Source organism: Mesorhizobium sp. WSM4842, from assembly GCF_055901575.1.
Genome location: NZ_CM148372.1, coordinates 1,423,167 through 1,443,567, shown reverse-complemented (window position 1 = coordinate 1,443,567; position 20,401 = coordinate 1,423,167). Strand labels below are relative to the sequence as shown.

Sequence of the window (20,401 nt, the reverse complement as noted above, 5' to 3'; positions counted from 1 at the left end):
GTTTTAAAAAGGGGCGCATCGACGCAGGCTTTATGCCCGTCAGCAGCGCCGGCGAACCAGGAATAGCACAATGAAGACCGACATCCATCCCGACTACCACACCATCAAGGTCGTCATGACCGACGGCACCGAATACATGACCCGTTCGACCTGGGGCAAGGAAGGCGATACGATGAACCTCGACATCGACCCGACCACCCATCCGGCCTGGACCGGCGGCCAGCAGACCCTGCTCGACCGCGGCGGCCGCCTGTCGAAGTTCAAGAAGCGTTTCGAAGGTTTCGGCCTCTAAGCCGCAGGCCTTTTTCGGATCAGAAGAACCCGCCCTCGTGGCGGGTTTTTTTGTTGGCAAATGCGGCCCTATTCGCCAACCAGTTCGCGCAGCGCCATGCGCTTATAGGCGGCGACCAGGTCGTCGCCTTCCCTTCGACCGACCGAGATCGCCAGCCGCATGGTGGCCTCGCCCATCTGCCAGATGAGAAGCGCCGTCGTTTCGAGCGTCGCCGGATCGGCGGCGGGTCGCAGCCGCTTCAGCACGGCGGTGAGGAATTCGGCGTTGGCACGGCTGTCGGCGAGCTCGAGTTCGCGCAGCGCCTTGTCGGCCTGCGTGCCCGACCAGATGTCGCGCATCACCGGCTCCGCCAGGAACCGTCCGTAATAGATATCCACCAGCCCGGAAAACGCCCGCCGCAGCCCTTCGGCGTCGCTGACCTCGGCAAGTGCTGCCGCGATGCAGGCCTGGCTTTCGGCGGTGTAACGCTCGGCTAGTGCCCAGATGATTGCCCGCTTGTCCGGGAAGAACTGGTAGAGCGAACCGATCGACACGGCGGCCCGTTCCGCCACCTCGCCCATGCGCATGGCGTCGCTGCCTTGCTCGGCGATCAGCGCGGAAGCGGCGGCCAGCATCCGCTCGACCCGCTCGCGGCTGCGCTGCTGGCTTGGCGCTCGGCGCGGCGATGCGATCTGGCCATCCTGTGAACCCGCTACGGTCGAGCCTTCCATCACTGTCTCCCGGCGAATGATCGACAAATTGGCTTGACTCACAAAATACGAGGGTTTATCACGTTTTGCAAATATGAGGACTACTCATGTTTTAGCAAAGGAAATCACCATGATCGAAACTGCAAGGAAACCGATTTTGATCCTCGGCGGCACCGGCAAAACCGGCCGTCGTCTCGCGGACAGGCTGACGGCGCGGGGCTTGCCGGTACGGATCGGCTCGCGCTCCGGCACGCCGGCCTTCGACTGGGAAAACGAAGCGACCTGGGCCCCCGCGCTTGACGGTGTCGGCGCCGTCTACATCAGCTACTATCCTGATCTTGCGGTGCCCGGTGCGGCCGAAGCGGTCGGCGCCTTCGCCAACCTTGCCGTGGCAAGCGGTGTGCGCCGGCTGGTGCTGCTGTCGGGGCGCGGCGAAACGGAAGCGCAACGCGCCGAAGCGATGCTGAAAGCCTCAGGCGCCGACTGGACGATCCTGCGCTGCGCCTGGTTCTCCCAAAATTTTAGCGAGAGTTTTCTGCTCGATTCGCTGCTCGCCGGTGAGGTGGCTTTGCCGGTCGGCAATGTCGGTGAACCGTTCGTCGACGCCGACGACATTGCCGACGCCGCCGTGACGGTGCTTACCCGGCAAGGCCATATCGGCCAGCTTTACGAACTGACCGGGCCACGGCTGCTGAGCTTCGCCGAGGCGGTCGCCGAGATCGGCAAGGCGGCCGGCCGCGACATCCGCTTTATCAGGATTTCGCATGCCGAGTTCACCGCAGCTGTGGCCGGGTACGAGTTGCCGGCCGAGTTCGCCTGGCTGCTCAACGAGTTGTTCACCGAGGTGCTCGACGGCCGCAACGAGGCGCTGACCGACGGCGTCGAGCGCGTGCTCGGCCGCGCCCCAAAGGACTTTTCCGCCTATGCAACCGAAACCGCCGCTACGGGCATCTGGAGTGACTGACATGATCATGAAACTGCTTCCCACCCTCACCTTCGTCGCCGCGCTCGGCTCGGGCGTCGTCGCTGGTGTCTTCTTCGCGTTTTCCAGCTTCGTCATGCCGGGCCTCGCCCGCATGCCTGCCGCGGGCGGCATCGCCGCCATGAATTCGATCAACGTCACTGCGGTGACGCCGATGTTCATGACCGCGCTTTTCGGCACCGGGCTGGTCTGCCTCGTCCTCGCCGCCGGCGCTGTCATCGGATGGGGCCAACCGGGCTCGTTCTGGCTTCTCGCCGGCGCCCTGATCTATCTCGTCGGCAACCTGATCGTGACGATGATCTTCAACGTGCCGCTCAACAACGCTCTGGCTGCCGTCGATCCGGCGAGCGCCAACGGCGCCGCTGTGTGGGCCACCTATCTCAGGGACTGGGTGATGTGGAACCACGTCCGCACCATCACGGCCATCGCCGCACTGGGCTGCTTCATTGTGGCGTGGCGGTGAATGAGGGCAGAAATCTAAAAGACCTTGCGTCAGGCAGGGTCTTTTGACTGATGCCCCTTGCGGTCGGCATGGCCGAGGTCTCGATCCGGATCGATCACGTCACGAACCAGTTGCTTGAGCTTTGCGGCATCGGGAAAGCCGCCGTCGCGCTTGCGGTCCCAGACCAGCGTGTCGTTGCAGGAAATGGTGAAAATGCCGCCGGTGCCCGGCACCAGCGTGACCTCGCCCAGATCCGTTGCGAAGGTCGACAGCAGCTCCTGCGCCATCCAGCCGGCCCGCAGCAGCCACTGGCACTGCGTGCAATAGGTGATGCGGACCCGGGGCAGCGCTTGTTCTCTCATGTCGGACTGAGCTCCGCTCATGCCGGGCTGAGCCTTGCTCATGCCGCGCTGAGTTTCGCCATGGTCTCGTCGTCGACCTCGAAATTGGCGTAGACGCTCTGCACGTCATCATCGTCCTCGAGCGTAGCGACCAGCTTCATCAGCGACTGTGCCCGCTCCTCGTCGACCGCAATGTTGGTCTGCGGCTTCCAGATCGGCTTCACCGATTCAGCCTCGCCGAGCGCGCCTTCCAGCGCCTTCGACACCTCGCCGAGGTTCTCGAAAGCGCAATAGATCGTGTGGCCTTCCTCGTCCGACTGGACGTCGTCGGCCCCGGCCTCGATCGCCGCGTCCATGACCTTTTCGGCGCTGCCGACTGACGCCGGATAGAAGATCTCGCCGACACGGTCCCACATGAACGACACCGAGCCGGTTTCGCCCATTGCCCCACCGGCCTTGGTGAAGGCGGCACGCACATTCGACGCCGAGCGGTTGCGGTTGTCGGTCAGCGCCTCGACGATCAGCGCAACGCCACCCGGCCCGTAGCCTTCGTAGCGCACAGCTTCGTAAGTCTCGGCGTCGCCCATCGACGCCTTGTTGATGGCGCGCTGGATGTTGTCCTTCGGCATCGACACCGCTTTGGCGTTCTGCACGGCAAGACGCAGACGCGGATTCATCGACGGATCCGGCGTGCCGCTCTTGGCGGCGACGGTTATTTCGCGCGCCAGCTTGGAAAACATTTTCGACCGCACCGCGTCCTGGCGACCCTTGCGGTGCATGATGTTCTTGAACTGTGAATGGCCAGCCATGGCACCCCTGTCGTCTTCGGCTAGAGCATCCTGCAGCGAGGTAATCACCTCGCCTTTTGCCATAATGCTCGAAGTCAAATTTCAGAACGTCCCTGGTGCGTCCGGACGGACGTACGGCGCTCTATCTCGGAATGGCCGGCTTATAGATAAATCGGCTCAATTCGTCCAGCCGCGCCGTAAGGATGGTGCGGCAACGTACCCGCCAGGTGTATTCCTCGGCCATTTCACCCCTCCAGATCGGATTTCAGCTGGTCGAGAATGCTGATCGCATGCGTGGCGTACTGGCTGATCCAGCGGTCGTGGATCTGCTTGATCGGCAGCGCATTGAGATGGTTCCAGCGTTCGCGCCCCTCGCGCCGCGCCACCACCAGGTCGGCTTCCTCCAGCACTTTCAGATGCAGCATGACGGTGCAGCGGTCCATGTCAGGAAAGGCATCGCACAGCATGCCGGTGGTCCGCGGCGCGTCTTTCAACTCGTCCAGCAGCGCACGCCGGCGCGGATGCGCCAGCGCCTTGAAAACATTGTCGTCCTGCGCTTTGCTTGACATGTTATATTTTTATAACATAATATCGATCCGATCAAGGAAGGAGCTGTGGATATGTCTCTTGGATTCAGAGTTTCGGGCCGCATCGGCAAACCGGTCGCCGAAGTTTTCGACGCGGTCGTCAACCCGAACAAACTCAGCGGCTATTTCACCACAATCGGCGGCGCCAGTGCGCCGCTGGTGGCCGGCGCCAAGGTCGTCTGGTGGGGCAAGGTCCCGGTCGAGGTCGACGAGGTGGAGAAAGACAACCGCATCGTGTTGCGCTGGGACGCCACCGACGCCGACGGCAAGCCGGCCTACAAGACGCGCATCGAGATGAATTTCGAGCCGCTGGACGACGGCGGCACCTTCGTCACCATCGCCGAGGCCGGCTGGCACGAGGACGCGGTCGGTCTGAAGAAATCCTACCTCAATTGCGAGGGCTGGTCGCAGATGCTGGCCTGCATGAAGGCCTATGTCGAATACGGGATCAATTTGCGCCACGGCTACTATCGCAGCGAGATGAAGGGCGAGCCGGCGAGCGAAGACAATATCTGAGAAGGCGGAGGAAAGAATGGCTGCGAAGATCAACGGCGGCATCAACATCGCCATGAAGGTGCCGCCACACCAATACCAGGAGACGATCGCCTTCTACCGCAATGTCGTCGGCCTGAAGTCGTTCACGGCCAAGGCGCCGGCGATCGGTTTCGAACTCGGTCCCAATCGCCTGTGGATCGACGAGGCGCCGATGCTGAGCCAGGCCGAGGTCTGGCTGGAGCTGTTCACCGATGATTTTCCGGCCGCCGCCGATCATCTCGCCAAGGCCGGCGTCGTGCGCTGCGACGCCATCGAGGCGCTCGGCGAAGGTTTTCGTGGCGGCTGGATCACCAATCCGGCCAACATCATTCACCTGGTGCGCGAACCCGACGCATGGTGACGGAGACCTGTTCGGAAGGAGGACGATATGGACATCCGTGAGACACCGACCGCCGAAGCCGGCATGCTGATCCGGCGGCCGGTCGCAGAAGTGTTCGAAGCCATCGTCGATCCGGCGATCACGACGAAATTCTGGTTCACCCATGGCAGCGACAGGTTGGACAGCGGCAACGAGGTTCGCTGGGAATGGCGCACGTATGGCGTCTCGACGCCGGTCACGGTCAGCGAGATCGTCCGGGACGACAAAATCGTCATGCAATGGAGCGATCCGCCGACAACGGTGGTCTGGACCTTTACCGAGCTGCCGGGCGGCACGACCTTTGTCGAGGTTCGCAATTTCGGTTTTGCCGGCAGTGCCGACGAGCAGGTCAAGCAGGCGATCGGCTCGACCGATGGCTTCGCGCTGGTGCTCGCCGGCGCCAAGGCCTGGCTGGAGCAAGGCCTGACGCTTGGCCTGATCGGCGACCGTCATCCGAAGGGCGTGCCGACCGACTAAGGTCTTCGGGTGCCAAAAGCCATTCTGCAGCGATCCTTCCCACCCTCCTCTGTCCTGCCGGACATCTCCCCGATGAGGGGACCCGCAAGGGGGGGATTGGATATCACTTCGGCTTTCGCCAGTCTCCAACGCTGCAGGACGAGCGGAGCGCTAAAGCTGCCAATCTCCCTCCTTGCGGGGGAGATGTCCGGCAGGACAGAGGGGGCTGTCCCTCCGACGTCTCAAAGGTTCTGCATGGCCGCGACAATTGAGGCAGAGCTCAGGCCTTCGCGCCGTCGCTTCGTTCCGCCAACCTCAGTGCCCCGCGCCCGCCTTTGCCCTTCTCCGACGTCGCGCCAGCATGTTGAGGCCCTCGACCAGCGCAGAAAACCCCATGGCGGCGTAGATGTAGCCCTTCGGCACATGGAAGCCCATGCCGTCGGCGATCAGCGTCATGCCGATCATCAGCAGGAAACTCAGCGCCAGCATGACAATGCTGGGGTTCTTGGCGATGAAATTGGCGAGCGGCCCGGCCGCCAGCATCATCACGCTGACCGCCACGATCACGGCGATGTACATGATGGCGATCTCGTCGGTCATGCCGACCGCGGTGATGATCGAATCGATCGAAAAGACGAGGTCGAGCAGCAGGATCTGGAAGATAGCGCCGGCCAGCGAAAGCTGCAGCGTGTCGCCCATCATCGTGTCCTGGTGATCCTCGAGATCGACCGTGTGGTGGATCTCCTTGGTCGCCTTCCAGACGAGGAACAGGCCGCCGGCGATCAGGATCAGATCGCGCCAGGAAAAGCCATGGCCGAAGGCAGTGAATACCGGCGCCGTCAACTGGACGATGATCGAGATGGTGGCAAGCAGAACCAGCCGCATGATCAGCGCGGCAGAAATGCCGAGCCGCCGGGCGCGGGCCCTTTGTGCCTCCGGCAATTTGTTGGTCAGGATCGAGATGAAGATCAGATTGTCGATGCCGAGCACGACCTCCAGCACAATCAGCGTCAGCAACGCTACCCATGCGGTCGGATCGGAGACAAAGGCGAAATGCGGCGCCAGGAATTCGATGAGCTGCATGGAGGTCGTCCCCTCTTACGATCTGAAGCAGGCGTAGCCGGCAATTAGGTAGTACAATCGCTTACATCAATGTCATGACCAGAACGATGGCGCCGTTTCCTCCAGCCGCGGTCCGCGACGAAACGGCGCAATCCGCTCGGTCAGGCCGCTGCGATCCGAAATGTCGACGCCGACGCCGCACAATGTCGCCGGGCCGGTCGCCGCCTCGAAGCGCCCTTTCGGCACCTTCGACAGAAACCGGTTGAGCGGCTCCTCCTTGTCCATGCCGAGCGAAGAATCGTAGTCGCCGCACATGCCCGCGTCGGAGATATAGCCGGTGCCGCCATTGAGGATCTGGTGGTCGCCGGTCGGCTGGTGCGTGTGGGTGCCGACGACCAGGCTGGCGCGGCCGTCGACGAAATGCGCAAAGCACATTTTTTCAGAGGTCGCCTCGGCATGGAAATCGATGACCACCGCATCGGCCTGCTCGCCGAGCGGGCAGGCGGCAAGCTCGCGCTCGCCGGCCTGGAACGGATCGTCGAGTTCGGGATGCATGAACACCCGGCCCATGATGTTGGCGACCAGAACGCGCGCGCCGTTCCTGGCGATGTAAACGCCGGAGCCCCGCCCCGGCGTGCCCTTGGGGAAATTGGACGGACGCAGGAACCGTTCCTCGCGCGGCGCGAAAGCCAGCGCATCGCGCTGGTCCCAGACATGGTTGCCGGTGGTGACGACATCGGCGCCCGCCGAGATCGTCTCGCGAAAGATCTCTTCGGTGATGCCGAAGCCGCCGGCGGCGTTCTCGCCGTTGACGATAACGAAGTCGAGTTTGAAATCCGAGATCAGGCCGGGCAGTTGTTCCCACACCGCCGTGCGTCCTGTCTTGCCGACCATATCGCCGAGGAAGAGAAGTCTCATATAAACATGATCCCGAACCGAAGGTCAGCAAAGCAAGAAAGCTGCATGACTTTCGGAAAAGACCATGCGTCCAGGAACTTATCTACAATTTCGGCGCGAACCGGCGCAACCCGCTCTCGGTGAGTATTTCCGGAATGATCACGTCATGCGGCTCGTCCGGCACCAGCGCCACCTCCTGGCACTCGAAAGCAATGCCGATCAGCCTGGGCGGCTGCCCCTTGTCGACCAGCCGCACGATCGCGCGGTCGTAATAACCGGCGCCATAGCCGATCCGGTGGCCTCGTGCATCGAAGGCGGCAAGCGGCACCAGCATCACTTGGGGATCGAGCACCTCGGCCTCTTCATGCGGCCCGACGGTGCCGAACCCCATGTCGATCATCGGTGCGCCGCGCACCAGTTCGCGAAAGACGATGGTGGTCTTGTCGAGAATCGCCGGCAGGCAAAGCCTTGCTCCCTTTTCGCGCAAGGCGAACATCAGCGGCCGGACGTCGACTTCCGAGCGCATCGGCCAGAAGGCGGAGACGATCTGGCCCGGCTCTATCGCAATGCTGTCCCGCGCCGCCTCGGCCATTTCGAGCGCTGCTTCCACACGCCAGAACGGATCGAGCGCATCGCGGCGCCGGAGTGCTTCGCGTCGCAATTTTTTTTTCAGCTCTTTGGGAGAGGTCATGTCGCCAAGGTAGAAAAGGTCAGATTTGGATGGAGTTTTAGGAGCGACGTTTTGGAGGAGCGGAGCGAACTTTTCGTTCGTGAGCACCGCACAAAAGCGGAGCGACGACAAAATCCACCAAATATGGCCTTTGCGTCGAGTGACGATCCACACAACCGGTGGAGAGAGCGATCCCGGGAACCTACAAAGTAGGTGGGCGCCGTATGAGAAAACCCACGGGTCTTCCCAGGGACAGCTCCCTAGGGATCATTAAGGCCCCGGGGAAAATGTTCTCCTGCCGGGAAGCGCAGACCGTCACGACCAATATAGGCTGGCGATCGGCCAAGCGCCAGAGAGACGGGCATGCTCCGTGGCTTAATTCGTCACAAGGTCCTGCCTTGCAGCTGCGCAGCACGAGGTTTCACCGCGCCCTCGCCGCGGCGCCTTGCACAGGCTGGGCCGTCTCCTTACGGTTGTCATGAAAAACCGAGGAGCAAAAATGCGTTTCGAAGGCACGGCGGCCTATGTCGCCGACAAGGATCTGATGGTGGCGGTCAATGCGGCGATCGCGCTCGAGCGGCCATTGCTGGTTAAGGGCGAGCCCGGCACCGGCAAGACCGAACTGGCCAGGCAAGTGTCGGCCGCGCTCGGCCTCGAGCTGATCGAATGGCACGTCAAGTCGACGACAAGGGCGCAGCAGGGCCTCTACGAGTATGATGCCGTCTCGCGGCTGCGCGACAGCCAGCTCGGCGACGAGCGCTTCAACGACATCAGGAACTACATCAAACGCGGCAAGCTGTGGGACGCCTTCGCCGCCGGCAAGAAGGTCGTGCTTCTGATCGACGAGATCGACAAGGCCGATATCGAATTCCCCAACGATCTGTTGCAGGAACTCGATAGGATGGAGTTCTTCGTCTACGAGACCGGCGAAACGGTCCGCGCCGCTGTGCGCCCCATCGTCATCATCACCTCCAACAACGAGAAGGAACTGCCGGACGCTTTCCTGCGCCGCTGCTTCTTCCACTATATCCGCTTTCCCGATGTCGAGACGCTGCACAGGATTGTCGACGTGCACTATCCCGGCATCAAGCAGAACCTGGTGCGCGCCGCACTGACCCAGTTCTACGAGATCCGCGACGTGCCGGGTCTGAAAAAGAAGCCGTCGACCTCCGAGGCACTCGACTGGATCCGCCTGTTGGTCGCCGACGACATCGCGCCCGAGGATCTGCGCGCCGACCCGAAGAACGCGCTGCCCAAGCTGCACGGCGCGCTTTTGAAGAACGAACAGGACGTCCATCTGTTCGAGCGCCTGGCATTCTTGGCGAGAAGGCAGGGGTGAGGAGCGGTCGGCCAAAGGCCGACGAAAAGCCAACGATTTGGCTTTTCGAGCGACGAACGCCCGGAGCCATAGCGGAGGGCCGGGCATGCGGCGGCGGACAGCGCTTTCCCGTTGCTGGACCGTTGCCGCCAGCCGGGCAACGAGGCAGCTTGGCCCGAAGCTTCGGAAGGAAACGAAATGACCGAGATCACCGTCCGCCCACTGGCACAATCCGACCACGCCGACTGGCAGCGTCTGTGGACTGCCTACCTCACCTTTTACGAAACCAAGCTGCCGGAAGACGTCTACGCCGTCACCTGGAAGCGGCTGTTCACGGCGGGTGAGTTCGAACCAAAGGGGTTCATCGCCACCCTGGACGGCAAGGCGGTCGGCCTCACCCATTACCTCTACCATCGCTCCTGCTGGTCCGAAAAAAACAACTGCTATCTGCAGGACCTGTTCGCCGACCCGGATGTGCGCGGCAAGGGCGTCGGCGCCGCACTGATCGAGGCGGTCAAGCAGGAAGCCGGCAAGATCGGCGTCAGGAATGTCTACTGGATGACGCACGAGACCAACACCACCGCGCGCAAGCTCTACGATCACGTGGCGCGCAGGACCGGCTTCATCGAATATGATTTGATGTGATGAACGGTCGATCGCCCGGCCTGCCAGATGGATTTGAGGACAAATCATGATTCACTATGTCGGAATTCTTGACGGCGCAGATGATGTCTGGGGAGTGCGGGTGCCCGAGCTTCCCGGATGTCACGGCGGTGGCGCAAGTCCCGAGGACGCGATAGCCGATGCGACCTCCGCCGTTCGTGAATGGGCTGAGGCACGGATGGCGAAGCACTTGCCCTTGCCCGGCTCGCGCACGGTGGCAGATATGCTCAGACTGGGCGAAATCGATAGCGCTGCCGGCGAATCTGCCGTGATGATTCCCGTGCTGATCGATTCCGGACGGCCTGTCCGGGCCAATCTGTCGCTCGACGCAGGCCTTTTGGCGGCAATCGATGCCGAAGCGAGCCGACGCGGCCTCACGCGTTCCGCCTTCATCGCCAGCGCCGCACGGGAGAAGATTGAAGGGCACAGATAAAAGTCGGACCATGTTCATCCCCTTCTTCCTCGAACTGAAGGCTGCGCGGGTTCCGGTCTCGCTCCGAGAATATCTGTCGCTGCTGGACGGGCTGGAGGCAGGGCTGGTCGACTATGACGTCGAGGGGTTTTACTATCTTGCCCGCTCAGCACTGGTGAAGGATGAGCGCCACATCGACCGTTTTGACCAGGTCTTTTCACACATTTTCAAGGGCGTTGAGGCGCTGGCTGGCGAAAACCCGGTCGACGTCGAAAACATCCCGGAGGAATGGCTGCGGCGGCTTGCCGAAAAGCACCTGACCGAAGAAGAGAAAAAGCTGGTCGAGGCCCTGGGCGGTTTCGAAAAGCTGATGGAAACGCTGGAAAAGCGGCTGGAGGAACAGAAGGGCCGCCACCAGGGCGGGTCGAAATGGATCGGCACCGGCGGCACCTCACCCTTCGGCGCCTATGGCTACAATCCCGAAGGCGTTCGCATCGGCCAGCACGAAAGCCGCAACCGCCGTGCGGTGAAAGTCTGGGACAAGCGCGAGTTCAGGAATTTCGACGATGCCGTCGAGCTCGGCACCCGCAACATCAAGATCGCGCTGAAGCGTTTGCGCCGTTGGGTGCGCGAAGGCGCCGAGGAGGAGTTCGACCTGCCCGGCACCATTCACGCCACGGCCGAACATGGCTATCTCGACGTGCAGACACGGCCCGAGCGGCGCAATGCCGTGAAGCTGCTGATGTTTTTTGATGTCGGCGGCTCGATGGACGATCACATCAGAAGCGTCGAGGAGCTGTTTTCGGCCGCCCGCGCCGAATTCCGCCAGCTCGAATATTTTTACTTCCATAACTGCCTCTACGAGGGCGTATGGAAGGACAATCGCCGTCGCCATGCGGAGGTAATCCCGACCTTCGATCTGCTCCACAAATACGGTCCGGACTACAAGGTGATCGTCGTCGGCGATGCCTCGATGAGCCCCTATGAGATCGCGCATCCCGGCGGCTCGGTCGAGCACTGGAATCCGGAGGCCGGCCTCGTCTGGCTCGGCCGTCTGCTGCAGCAATGGCCGGGCGCGGTGTGGCTCAACCCGGAAAATGAGAAACACTGGGGCTATGCTCATTCGATCGCCATGATCCGCGATATCTTTGGCGGCCGCATGTTTCCGCTGACGCTCGCCGGGCTCGAAGCCGCGACGAAGCAACTTTCAAGGAAGCACTGAATGGATTCACGCAAAACAGGACGGCCGACCTGTTTCCTCTGCCTGCAATGTGGCGTCCAGTTCGCGGCGGCAGCGACGCCGCCGCAACATTGCCCGATCTGCGAGGACGAGCGGCAATATGTGCGCTGGGAGGGCCAGGCCTGGATCACGCCGGAAGAGCTCGCCGCCAGGCATCGGATCGTAATGAAAGACGACGCTGGCGTGCTCGCCTTCGGCATCGAGCCGCGCTTCGCCATCGGTCAGCGGGCGCTGCTGGCGCAAACCCCGCACGGCAATGTGCTGTGGGACTGCATCTCGATGGTCAGCAGCGAGGCGGTGGCCGAAATCAACCGACGGGGCGGCCTCACCGCGATCGCCATTTCGCACTGCCATTATTATTCGGCAATGGTCGAGTGGAGCGAAGCGTTTGGCGATGTGCCGATCTATCTGCACGCCGATGACCGCAAGTGGATCATGCGGCCGCATCCGGCTGTTATCAGTTGGGAGGGCGAGACGCGCGCCCTAAACCCCTCGCTGACACTTATCCGTTGCGGCGGTCACTTTGCCGGGGGCCAGGTGCTGCACTGGAAGCGCGACGGCGGCGACGCCATCCTGGCCGGCGACATCTTGCAGGTGACCCCAACGCGCCGCCATGTCAGCTTTATGTACAGCTACCCGAACTACATCCCGCTCAATGCGGCGAAAGTGCTCGGCATCGAGGCTGCGCTAGAGCCTTTCGCGTTCGACCATATCTACGGCGCATGGTGGAACCAGAACGTCCTCGGAGATGCAAAGACGGTATTTGCAGGGTCGGTTGCGCGGTATCTCGCGGCGATCGCCTGAGGAATTCTTCGCGGCAGTATCGGAAATACCGGCAAACGCCGTAACAAATGCCTATTTTAGGCGAACTTGGGAAGACAACCCCAAATAGCGGCATGAACTAAGAGGCAAAAAATGGATAGTCAAACCTACCCAGTCACCCGCACCGATGCCGAATGGCGCGCCCGGCTGACGCCGGAGCAATATGCGGTGATGCGCAACCACGGCACCGAGCGGCCGGGCAGCTGCGCCCTGCTCCACGAGAAGCGCGCCGGCACCTTTTCCTGCGTCGGCTGCGACCAGCCTTTGTTCGAATCCAAGCTGAAGTTCGAGAGCGGCACCGGCTGGCCGAGCTTCAACGACCCGGTGCCCGGTTCGGTCGAGACAACCGTCGACCGCAGCTACGGTATGGTCCGCACCGAATGCCACTGCGCCCGCTGCGGCAGCCATCTCGGCCACGTCTTCGAGGACGGCCCGCCGCCGACCGGCCTGCGCTACTGCATCAACGGCGTCGCGCTGAAATTCGAGCCGGCCGCCTGACTGGCGGCTTCGGCCGTCCTTTGTCGGCAGCACTGTCCCGTCAGACCACCACCACCAGGACCAGCCACAGCACAGCCCCCAGCGTCATCAGCGAAGCCTTGACGCCGCCGGATTTCTCGGCGGTCCGCCATACCGCGAAAGTCAGAAAGAAATTATACGGCACTGGCGCGAAATGCACCGCCAGAACGAGAGCGAGCGGCAGTTTCAGCCCGAGCAGGATCAGCGCCAGCACCGACAATGCGATATTGATCGCCGTGCCGACAAGGACAAGATCGCGCCAGAACAGCCGGTCAAGCGGGGCCGTGCCTTGCCAGCGCGATTGGAAGAAACCCGCCGCACGGCCTGCCTTGCCGTGTTCGCCTTCGAAGGTCTTTGGCGCGCTCATCGATGCGGCCTTCTCTCAATTGACAGTCGCAGAGATGTCCAACGCGGCAAGCCCGCCAAAGCAAGTCGATCATCGGCATGCAAGCGTATGATCTGACAGATTGTCATCAAACGGTCGTGAAACCTTTCTACGTCGCCCTTGTCGGCATCTCGGCAAGGATACCTTACCCGAATCTGCCGCCCCCATCATCCAGTCGCCTGCCAAGAGGTCTTGAGATGAGCGATAATGTCTACAACGTGCTGTTTCTTTGCAACGCCAATTCGGCACGATCCATCATCGGGGAAGCCATCCTCAATCGGATCGGTGCCGGCAGGTTCAAGGCCTTTTCCGCCGGTTCGCAACCGAAGGGCGAGGTCAATCCCTACGCACTGCAGCTGCTCGAAAGCCTCAACTACGATACGAGCTTCGCCCGCTCGAAAGGCTGGGACGAGTTTGCCGAGCCCGACGCGCCGGAAATGAATTTCATCTTCACGCTCTGCGACAGCACCGCAAACGAATCTTGCCCGATCTGGCCGGGTCATCCGATGACCGCGCTCTGGTCGATACCGCACCCAGCCAAGGCAGACGGCACCGAAGCCGAACTGCACCTTGCCTTTGCCGATGCGTATCGCATGCTCAACAACCGCATCTCGCTGTTCACCAATCTGCCGATGGATACGCTCGACCATCTGGCGCTGCAACACCATCTCAATGCGATCGGCCGCGACACGGAGAAGCCGAACTAACGCATGTCGCCCCAAAAGTGCGCAGCGGTTTTTGGGTAACGACATGCATAAAAACAAAACTAAAGCGCGTCGCACGAATCCCTTCAGACGCGACGCGCTTTAGGGTCAAGCCGCCGACAGGCAGCCGATTTCACGAGCCGGCTTTGCCACCCTCGCCCAGCACCGCGGCAACGGCGCGCTCGAAACGCGATGCTTCCGTCACCAGCCAGTCGGCCATGGCCGGCCAATTATCCTCGGCAAAACAGTTCACGCGCCACAGCGAATTGATGCCGAGGCCCTCGCAACTCTGTTCCGGCCTGAGCCTCAACCTGTCTTCGATCGTCGGCTGGAACGGCTTCAACCGCGACCAGGCTTCCGTGGCACCGAACTTCTCGTTGCGGCCGAAGAAAACGCCGACATGGTTCTGCGCCGGCGCGACATACATGGAAAGGACCAATGCGAAGTCGGGCAGCCCGCGCTGCCAGAACCAGGGTCCGCGCCGCGCCATCAGAGCCCTTTCTTCCGGATGCCGCTCCGCGAACAGCGTCCAGAAGCCGCGTTGGCGGAATTCAGAGGCGCGGCGGCCGCCGAAGTCGAATTCGCTCATGGTTCGACCCGTTGAGGGCGCCGCAACCGGCGCCCAGGGCTGTTATCAGCCTTACACCATGCCGAGAGCGGCTTTGTAGAGGTCGAGGATGGTTTCCTCCTCTTGCCGCTCGGCCTGATCCTTCTTGCGCAGCCGGATGATCGACCGCATCGCCTTAGTGTCGAAGCCGGTGCCTTTGGCCTCGGCGAACACTTCCTTGATGTCGTCGGCGATCGTCTTCTTCTCTTCCTCGAGCCGCTCGATGCGCTCGATGAAGGCTCGCAGCTGGCCGGCGGCAACAGTCTGGCTGGTTTCGGTGATGTCGTCGGCCATTTTTTCTCCGCGTCGTTTTCCATGCCGCGACTCAGGAACTGTCGGGGCGAATTTGCAGCGGTTCGATGCCCGACCGGGAGCGACCGGTCAAGCTGTTATCGATGCGGCATGAACGGTTGGACACACCCTAAGGTGTGTTGAGATTCAGGTCAGGCCGAGTCGAAAACGGCGGCTTCCGAGAACCGGAGCGGAGCGTACTTAAACTACGTGAGCCCGCGCATGATCCCCGAGATCGAGATCGAGTTTCGGAAAGGATCATGCGCAAATCAAGTACTCCAGCGTCCTTTGCGCGCCCGAGGGGCGCGCGGCGCTGTAAGCAAGCGCAGGAAGCTGGCGTTTGCAGGCCGGCATCACCTGAATATCAACGCACCTTATCCGAAGGCGATCAGCAAATCCTTGGCGTCGATCTGATCGCCGGCCTTCACCAGCACTTCGGCGATTGTGCCATCGCGCTCGGCATGCAATGCCGTCTCCATCTTCATCGCCTCGATCGACAGCAGCACGTCGCCGGCCTTGACCGCCTGGCCGGCGGCAACGGCAAGCGCCGAGACGACGCCGGGCATCGGCGCGCCGACATGCGCCTCGTTGCCCGGCTCAGCTTTGCGCCGCGCCTTGGCGGCGGAAGCGCCATGCGCACGGTCCGGCACTTTGACCCGGCGCGGCTGGCCGTTGAGCTCGAAGAACACGGTGACCATGCCCTTCTCATCGACATCGCCGATGGCCAGGCAGCGCACCACCAGCGTCTTTCCCTTCTCGATGTCGACAAAGATCTCGTCTTCCGGCTTCATGCCGTAGAAATAGGTCGGCGTCGGCAGCACACTGACCGGCCCATAGGTCTCCTGCGCTGCCGTAAAGTCGGAGAAAACCTTCGGGTACATCAGCCACGAGGCGAATTCGAACTCGTTGAGTTTGCGCTCGAGCTTGTCCTCTATCTCCTTGCGGCTGGCCTTGAGATTGGCTGCTTTCAGCAGCGAACCGGGCCGCACGGTGATCGGTTTGTCGCCTTTCAGCACCTTCTTCTGCAGTGCCTCCGGCCAGCCGCCGGGCGACTGGCCGAGGTCGCCGCGCAGCATCGACACGACCGAGTCGGGGAAGGCGATATCCCTGGCCGGATTTTCGACATCGGCGACCGTCAGGTCCTGGCTTACCATCATCAGCGCCATGTCGCCGACGACCTTGGACGACGGCGTCACCTTGACGATGTCACCGAACATCCGATTGACGTCATGATAGGTCTGCGCCACTTCGTGCCAGCGCGTCTCCAGACCGAGCGAGCGCGCCTGTTCCTTGAGATTGGTGAACTGCCCACCCGGCATTTCGTGCAGGTAGACTTCCGATGCCGGCCCCTTCAGGTCGCTCTCGAAGGCGGCATACTGGTTGCGCACCGCCTCCCAGTAGAACGAGATGCTCCTGATCCATTGCGGGTCGAGGCCGGGATCCCGCTCGGTGCTCTTCAGCGCCTCGACGATCGAGCCCAGGCAAGGCTGCGAGGTGTTGCCCGATAAGGAATCCATCGCCGCATCGATGGCGTCGACGCCGCTGTCCACCGCCGCCAGCACCGTCGCCGCCGAGAGGCCTGACGTGTCGTGCGTGTGGAAATGGATCGGCAGGTCGGTCGCTTCGCGCAGCGCCCTGAACAGCACTCGTGCCGCCGCGGGCTTTAGGAGGCCGGCCATGTCCTTGACCGCGACGATATGGGCGCCGGCCGCCTGCAACTCCCTGGCCAGCGCGACGTAGTATTTGAGGTCGTATTTGGCGCGGGCCGGGTCGAGTATATCGCCGGTGTAGCAGATCGCCGCTTCGATCAGTTTGCCTTCGGCGCCGACCGCGTCCATGGCGACGCGCATGTTGTCGACCCAGTTCAAACAGTCGAAGACGCGAAACAGGTCGATGCCGCCGACGGCGGCCTGTTTGACGAAATGCTGGACGACATTGTCGGGATAGTTGGTGTAGCCGACGCCGTTGGCGCCGCGCAAAAGCATCTGAAGCAACAAATTGGGCGCTGCCTCGCGCACCAGCGACAGCCGTTCCCACGGGTCTTCGGTAAGGAAGCGCATGGCGACGTCGAACGTCGCCCCGCCCCAGCATTCGAGCGACAAAAGCCGCGGCAGCGCGCGTGCATAGGTGCCGGCAATGCCGGCGATGTCATATGTGCGCACCCGCGTCGCAAGCAAGGACTGGTGTCCGTCGCGCATCGTCGTGTCGGTGACCAGCACCTCTTTCTGCGCGCGCATCCAGGCCGCGAATTTCTCCGGCCCAAGCTCATCGAGCTTCTGCTTGCTGCCATCAGGCACATTGCCGTTGAGGTAGGGCACCATGGGTGCCGCCGCATCGGCCTTCGGCTGCGGCCGGCCGCGCGTCTCGGGATGGCCGTTGACGCTGACATCGGCGAGGTAGTTGAGCAGCTTGGTCGCGCGGTCCTGCCGCTTCACGCTGGCGAACAGCTCCGGCGTCGTGTCGATGAACTTGGTCGTGTAGGAATTATCGGCGAAACTCGGGTGATTGATGATCGCCTCGAGGAAGGTGAGATTGGTCGCCACGCCGCGAATGCGGAACTCGCGCAATGCCCGGTTCATCCGGGCGATGGTCTCGGCCGGCGTCGGCGCCCAGGCCGTCACCTTCTCCAGCAGCGGGTCGTAAAAACGGGTGATGACCGCGCCCGAATAGGCTGTGCCGCCATCGAGGCGGATGCCGAAACCGGTGGCGCCGCGATAGGCGGTGATGCGGCCATAGTCGGGAATGAAATTTTGCTCGGGATCTTCCGTGGTGATGCGGCACTGCAGCGCGTGGCCGTTGAGCCTGATATCCCTCTGCGCCGGCACACCCGATTCCGGCGTACCGATGGCGAAACCATCGAGGATGTGGATTTGCGCCTTGACGATGTCGATGCCGGTCACCTGCTCGGTGACGGTGTGCTCGACCTGGATGCGCGGGTTGACCTCGATGAAATAGAATTTGCCGGTGTCGGCATCCTGCAGGAATTCGACCGTGCCGGCGCCGATATAGCTCGTCTCGCGGGCGATCTTCAGCGCATGACCGCAAAGCTCTTCGCGCCGTGACATTTCGAGATACGGCGCCGGCGCGCGCTCGACCACCTTCTGGTTGCGGCGCTGGATCGAGCAATCGCGCTCGAACAAGTGCACGGCATTGCCGTGTATGTCGCCCAGCACCTGCACCTCGACATGGCGGGCGCGCTCGATCAGCTTTTCGAGATAGACCTCGTCCTTGCCGAAGGCGGCTTTCGCTTCGCGCTTGCCCTCCGTCACCTCGCGGGCGAGATCGGCTTCCGAGCGGATGGCGCGCATGCCGCGGCCGCCGCCGCCCCACGATGCCTTCAGCATCACCGGATAGCCGATCGTCTTGGCGAGCGCCTTCACCGCTTCCATGTCGTCCGGCAAGGGATCGGTGGCGGGAATTACCGGTACGCCGACCTCGATCGCCAGGTTGCGTGCGGCGACCTTGTTGCCGAGCCTGCGCATCGTATCCGGCTTCGGTCCAATGAAAATAATGCCGGCCTTGGCGCAGGCTTCGGCGAATTCAGGGCTTTCTGACAACAGTCCATAGCCCGGATGGATGGCATCGGCGCCCGAAAGCCTGGCGACGCGGATCACTTCCTCGATCGACAGATAGCTTTCGATCGGCCCCATATCCCTGATCAGATGCGGCCCGCGCCCGACCTGGTAGCTTTCGTCGGCCTTGAAGCGATGCAGCGAGTATTTGTCCTCCTCGGCCCAGATCGCAACGGTTTTGAGGCCGAGTTCGTTGGCCGCGCGGAAGACGCGGATGGCGATTTCGGAGCGATTGGCGACAAGGATCTTCGAGATTGCCAAGGACAGGCTCCGGACGCGAACGGAAAGGTACTGACGACATGATTAACGCGAAAATGCTGCAGTGCAAACAAAATCGAAGGAAGCGATTAAACCGATTTAAATCGATTCCCAACGTTGAAGCGCTCTGCCGCTGATCCAGCGTGCGCCGGGCACTGTCGATCCGGTTTTTCGGAAAGGTCGGTTTTTCGGAAAGGATCGTGCTTCACACGAAAAATGCCCGGCGCAGAGCGCCGGGCATTTCCAGATTTAAGACATTTGCCGGCTTATTGCTCGACGTAGGTGTACTTGCCGTCGTCGCCCTTCTTCCAGTTGTACATGACGTAGTCGGGGCGGGTGATGTCGCCCTTCGCGTCATAGCCGATGTCGCCGATGGCGGTCTTCCACGGGCCATGCGCCTTGATCGCTTCTGCAACTTTCTGCGCGTCGTCGGAGGCGCCGACCTTGGTGGCGGCGGCTGCGACGATCTGCAGAGCGGCGTAGGAATAAAGCGTGTAGGCTTCAGGCTCGAAACCGGCGGCGCGGAACTTCTCGACGAGCTCCTTGGCGTTCGGATTCTTGCGCGGATCCGGAGCGAACGTCATCAACGTGCCATCGACGGCGTCGCCGGCGATGGAGGCCAGTTCGTTGGACACGATACCGTCGCCGGACATGAACTGGGCCTTGAGACCCTGGTCGGCGAGTTGGCGCATGATCAGGCCGGCCTCCGTGTGCAGGCCGCCATAATAGACGACGGAGACGCCAGCGTCCTTCATCTTGGCGATGAGCGCCGAGAAGTCCTTGTCGCCGACATTGATGCCTTCATACATGGCTTCGGTGACGCCATTGGCTGCAAGCGCCTTCTTGGTTTCGTCGGCGAGGCCTTGGCCATAAGGCGTCTTGTCGTGGATGACAGCGATCTTGGCATCCTTGAAGTGCGCAGCGAGATAGTCGCCGGCAACCTTGCCCTGCTGGTCGTCGCGTCCGCAGGTGCGGAACGTGTTCCACAGGCCGCGCTCGGTCAGCTGCGGGTTGGTCGCCGAAGGCGTGATGACTAGAATGCCGTTCTCGGCATAGACTTCCGACGCCGGGATGGTGACGCCCGAGTTGAAGTGACCGACAACATATTTGACGCCATCGGCGACGAACTTGTTGGCGACCGAGATGCCCTGCTTGGGATCGGACACGTCGTCACCGATCTTGAGCTTGATCTGCTCGCCGTTGATGCCGCCGGCCGCGTTGATGTCGGCGGCAGCCTGCTCGGCGCCCTTCTGCAACTGGGCGCCGAACGCAGCGTTCGGGCCAGTGATCGGACCGGCAACGCCGATCAGGATGTCAGCCCACGCGCTGCCACTGAACGCGACAAGCGCGGTCACGGCGACGGCGGACAAGAGTGACTTTTTCATGTAAAACGCTCCCATTTACCGAGCGGGCGTGGATGATGCTTTCATGCGATGCCCGCTCTTACTCGCAGAAAGGGTACTTTGCCGATTTTCAGGCACTTGTCACGTCGAT

The 20,401-nt window shown here is 62.1% G+C and carries 25 protein-coding genes and 1 other RNA gene; 13 read left to right on the top strand and 13 right to left on the bottom strand.

Features of this window, described 5'->3' with window-relative positions; all coding sequences use genetic code 11:
• Positions 1 to 70: 70 nt before the first annotated feature.
• Positions 71 to 292 (top strand): 50S ribosomal protein L31, encoded by a 222-nt coding sequence (rpmE, locus tag AC0NIE_RS06840; RefSeq protein WP_006327661.1) that lies wholly within the window; start codon positions 71 to 73, stop codon positions 290 to 292.
• 68 nt (positions 293 to 360) lie between these two features.
• Here rpmE and AC0NIE_RS06835 read toward each other — a convergent pair whose 3' ends face one another.
• Positions 361 to 1,002: a TetR/AcrR family transcriptional regulator gene (locus AC0NIE_RS06835; RefSeq protein ID WP_473486324.1), complete on the bottom strand. Its 642-nt coding sequence runs from the start codon at positions 1,000 to 1,002 to the stop codon at positions 361 to 363.
• A 109-nt stretch (positions 1,003 to 1,111) separates the two neighbouring features.
• Between AC0NIE_RS06835 and AC0NIE_RS06830 the strand changes: the two genes are divergently transcribed.
• Positions 1,112 to 1,945: an NAD(P)H-binding protein gene (locus AC0NIE_RS06830; RefSeq protein ID WP_473486323.1), complete on the top strand. Its 834-nt coding sequence runs from the start codon at positions 1,112 to 1,114 to the stop codon at positions 1,943 to 1,945.
• A 1-nt stretch (position 1,946) separates the two neighbouring features.
• A complete protein-coding gene (locus AC0NIE_RS06825; RefSeq protein WP_473486322.1) occupies positions 1,947 to 2,426 on the top strand; it encodes an anthrone oxygenase family protein in 480 nt (159 codons plus the stop codon).
• 29 nt (positions 2,427 to 2,455) lie between these two features.
• Here AC0NIE_RS06825 and AC0NIE_RS06820 read toward each other — a convergent pair whose 3' ends face one another.
• The 3 genes from AC0NIE_RS06820 to AC0NIE_RS06810 form a co-directional block, all read right to left on the bottom strand.
• Positions 2,456 to 2,767 (bottom strand): Rdx family protein, encoded by a 312-nt coding sequence (locus tag AC0NIE_RS06820; RefSeq protein WP_473486321.1) that lies wholly within the window; start codon positions 2,765 to 2,767, stop codon positions 2,456 to 2,458.
• 38 nt (positions 2,768 to 2,805) lie between these two features.
• Positions 2,806 to 3,555 carry a YebC/PmpR family DNA-binding transcriptional regulator gene (locus AC0NIE_RS06815; RefSeq protein WP_023800014.1) on the bottom strand — a complete coding sequence of 250 codons (750 nt, stop codon included), beginning with the start codon at positions 3,553 to 3,555 and terminating at the stop codon, positions 2,806 to 2,808.
• A 224-nt stretch (positions 3,556 to 3,779) separates the two neighbouring features.
• A complete protein-coding gene (locus tag AC0NIE_RS06810; protein WP_192360008.1) occupies positions 3,780 to 4,103 on the bottom strand; it encodes an ArsR/SmtB family transcription factor in 324 nt (107 codons plus the stop codon).
• Between the two features lie 51 nt (positions 4,104 to 4,154).
• On the opposite strand from AC0NIE_RS06810, the gene AC0NIE_RS06805 reads away from it, so the two are divergent.
• From AC0NIE_RS06805 to AC0NIE_RS06795, 3 genes are read left to right on the top strand one after another with little or no spacing between them, the layout of a single operon-like run.
• Positions 4,155 to 4,637, top strand: coding sequence for an SRPBCC domain-containing protein (locus tag AC0NIE_RS06805; RefSeq protein ID WP_473486320.1), 483 nt, complete (start codon positions 4,155 to 4,157; stop codon positions 4,635 to 4,637).
• A gap of 16 nt (positions 4,638 to 4,653) precedes the next feature.
• Positions 4,654 to 5,016 (top strand): VOC family protein, encoded by a 363-nt coding sequence (locus AC0NIE_RS06800; RefSeq protein ID WP_473486319.1) that lies wholly within the window; start codon positions 4,654 to 4,656, stop codon positions 5,014 to 5,016.
• A gap of 27 nt (positions 5,017 to 5,043) precedes the next feature.
• Positions 5,044 to 5,511: an SRPBCC family protein gene (locus AC0NIE_RS06795; RefSeq protein ID WP_473486318.1), complete on the top strand. Its 468-nt coding sequence runs from the start codon at positions 5,044 to 5,046 to the stop codon at positions 5,509 to 5,511.
• A 294-nt stretch (positions 5,512 to 5,805) separates the two neighbouring features.
• Here the strand turns inward: AC0NIE_RS06795 and AC0NIE_RS06790 are convergent, their stop codons facing one another.
• The 4 genes from AC0NIE_RS06790 to ssrS form a co-directional block, all read right to left on the bottom strand.
• Complete coding sequence (locus AC0NIE_RS06790) at positions 5,806 to 6,573, bottom strand: TerC family protein (RefSeq protein WP_473486317.1); 768 nt, start codon at positions 6,571 to 6,573, stop codon at positions 5,806 to 5,808.
• 72 nt (positions 6,574 to 6,645) lie between these two features.
• Complete coding sequence (locus AC0NIE_RS06785; RefSeq protein WP_292160016.1) at positions 6,646 to 7,470, bottom strand: TIGR00282 family metallophosphoesterase; 825 nt, start codon at positions 7,468 to 7,470, stop codon at positions 6,646 to 6,648.
• 82 nt (positions 7,471 to 7,552) lie between these two features.
• A complete protein-coding gene (locus AC0NIE_RS06780; protein WP_473486316.1) occupies positions 7,553 to 8,140 on the bottom strand; it encodes a 5-formyltetrahydrofolate cyclo-ligase in 588 nt (195 codons plus the stop codon).
• A 140-nt stretch (positions 8,141 to 8,280) separates the two neighbouring features.
• Positions 8,281 to 8,436: non-coding RNA, 6S RNA (gene ssrS / locus AC0NIE_RS06775), on the bottom strand.
• 182 nt (positions 8,437 to 8,618) lie between these two features.
• Here ssrS and AC0NIE_RS06770 point away from each other — a divergent pair.
• The 6 genes from AC0NIE_RS06770 (at position 8,619) to msrB (ending at position 13,072) form a co-directional block, all read left to right on the top strand.
• Entirely contained in the window at positions 8,619 to 9,458 is an 840-nt protein-coding gene (locus AC0NIE_RS06770; RefSeq protein WP_473486315.1) for an AAA family ATPase, read from the top strand.
• 177 nt (positions 9,459 to 9,635) lie between these two features.
• A complete protein-coding gene (locus AC0NIE_RS06765; RefSeq protein ID WP_473486314.1) occupies positions 9,636 to 10,082 on the top strand; it encodes a GNAT family N-acetyltransferase in 447 nt (148 codons plus the stop codon).
• A gap of 46 nt (positions 10,083 to 10,128) precedes the next feature.
• Positions 10,129 to 10,533, top strand: coding sequence for a type II toxin-antitoxin system HicB family antitoxin (locus tag AC0NIE_RS06760; RefSeq protein WP_473486313.1), 405 nt, complete (start codon positions 10,129 to 10,131; stop codon positions 10,531 to 10,533).
• Between the two features lie 10 nt (positions 10,534 to 10,543).
• A complete protein-coding gene (locus tag AC0NIE_RS06755; RefSeq protein WP_473486312.1) occupies positions 10,544 to 11,734 on the top strand; it encodes a vWA domain-containing protein in 1,191 nt (396 codons plus the stop codon).
• Positions 11,735 to 12,556, top strand: a complete 822-nt coding sequence (locus AC0NIE_RS06750; RefSeq protein ID WP_473486311.1) for an MBL fold metallo-hydrolase — start codon at positions 11,735 to 11,737, stop codon at positions 12,554 to 12,556.
• 111 nt (positions 12,557 to 12,667) lie between these two features.
• Positions 12,668 to 13,072: a peptide-methionine (R)-S-oxide reductase MsrB gene (gene msrB, locus AC0NIE_RS06745; protein WP_473486310.1), complete on the top strand. Its 405-nt coding sequence runs from the start codon at positions 12,668 to 12,670 to the stop codon at positions 13,070 to 13,072.
• Between the two features lie 40 nt (positions 13,073 to 13,112).
• Here the strand turns inward: msrB and AC0NIE_RS06740 are convergent, their stop codons facing one another.
• Complete coding sequence (locus AC0NIE_RS06740) at positions 13,113 to 13,457, bottom strand: hypothetical protein (RefSeq protein WP_473486309.1); 345 nt, start codon at positions 13,455 to 13,457, stop codon at positions 13,113 to 13,115.
• A gap of 215 nt (positions 13,458 to 13,672) precedes the next feature.
• Between AC0NIE_RS06740 and AC0NIE_RS06735 the strand changes: the two genes are divergently transcribed.
• The gene (locus AC0NIE_RS06735; RefSeq protein WP_473486308.1) at positions 13,673 to 14,182 is read left to right on the top strand and encodes an arsenate reductase ArsC; all 510 of its coding nucleotides are present in this window, start codon (positions 13,673 to 13,675) and stop codon (positions 14,180 to 14,182) included.
• 130 nt (positions 14,183 to 14,312) lie between these two features.
• Here AC0NIE_RS06735 and AC0NIE_RS06730 read toward each other — a convergent pair whose 3' ends face one another.
• From AC0NIE_RS06730 to AC0NIE_RS06715, 4 genes are all read right to left on the bottom strand, one after another.
• Entirely contained in the window at positions 14,313 to 14,768 is a 456-nt protein-coding gene (locus tag AC0NIE_RS06730) for a hypothetical protein (protein ID WP_473486307.1), read from the bottom strand.
• Positions 14,769 to 14,819: 51 nt separating this feature from the next.
• On the bottom strand, positions 14,820 to 15,080 hold the full coding sequence (locus AC0NIE_RS06725) for a DUF2312 domain-containing protein (protein ID WP_023800031.1): 261 nt from the start codon (positions 15,078 to 15,080) through the stop codon (positions 14,820 to 14,822).
• A 371-nt stretch (positions 15,081 to 15,451) separates the two neighbouring features.
• The gene (gene pyc, locus AC0NIE_RS06720) at positions 15,452 to 18,910 is read right to left on the bottom strand and encodes a pyruvate carboxylase (RefSeq protein WP_473486306.1); all 3,459 of its coding nucleotides are present in this window, start codon (positions 18,908 to 18,910) and stop codon (positions 15,452 to 15,454) included.
• Between the two features lie 263 nt (positions 18,911 to 19,173).
• Entirely contained in the window at positions 19,174 to 20,292 is a 1,119-nt protein-coding gene (locus AC0NIE_RS06715; RefSeq protein WP_473486305.1) for a branched-chain amino acid ABC transporter substrate-binding protein, read from the bottom strand.
• Between the last annotated feature and the right edge of the window lie 109 nt (positions 20,293 to 20,401).